The organism is Sesame phyllody phytoplasma, from assembly GCF_018390775.2.
Lineage (GTDB): Bacteria > Bacillota_I > Bacilli_A > Acholeplasmatales > Acholeplasmataceae > Phytoplasma > Phytoplasma australasiaticum.
In genome coordinates this window covers 1-654 of sequence record NZ_JAHBAJ020000036.1, presented here as the reverse complement: position 1 = coordinate 654, position 654 = coordinate 1, and the positions used below count along the sequence as shown (strand labels likewise).

Annotated in this window: 1 protein-coding gene; it reads right to left on the bottom strand. The window is 36.1% G+C overall.

Going from position 1 to position 654, the window contains the following annotated elements; genetic code table 11:
* Positions 1–654, bottom strand: a 654-nt coding sequence (locus tag KHD59_RS02410) for a reverse transcriptase/maturase family protein (RefSeq protein WP_213680523.1), incomplete at both ends; no start/stop codon positions are given.

Sequence of the window (654 nt, the reverse complement as noted above, 5' to 3'; positions counted from 1 at the left end):
TATTCATATCCATACTCTTTGGCTTTCGCCTTGGGAATTTGGATTTGAACTTGGCCGTTTAAGGAATTCTTGGTAGTTTTCCTTTCCCGAGTTTTATTGGTAGGGTTGACTTTTATCATGTAGGATAGAAACCTAGTTCCTTTGCTGGCTTTCACAATCTTTGACTTATCCTTACTAATCGTAAGGTTTAGATCTTGCGTTAGCCATTGCGTTACTTGGTCTTTGATTCTTCCCGCCTGGTTATATTCGCCTTTAATACCGATGATAAAATCATCAGCATAACGGATATATTCAACTCTTGGTTTTGGATTTAAATTGATATATCTGTCAATCCCCAGATTATGATGCTGGTTTTTGTCCCAAGCTTTCATATATTCTGGGTTACTCTTCTTAATCGGTATTCCTTCTTTAATCAGTTTCTCCATTTTCAGGTCGATGTAATGTAAATATACATTCGCCAACAAGGGGGAAATAATTCCTCCCTGAGGAGAGCCTGATAAAGATTCGTATTTGATACCATCTTTCATGAAACCGGCTTTTAGCCATTTACTAATGGTTGAGAGCGTTTTATTCTTTTTGATGAACTGATTTAAGGTTCTCATTAGAATCTCATGATTGATAGTTTCAAAATAACCTTTTAAGTCAATTTTGACC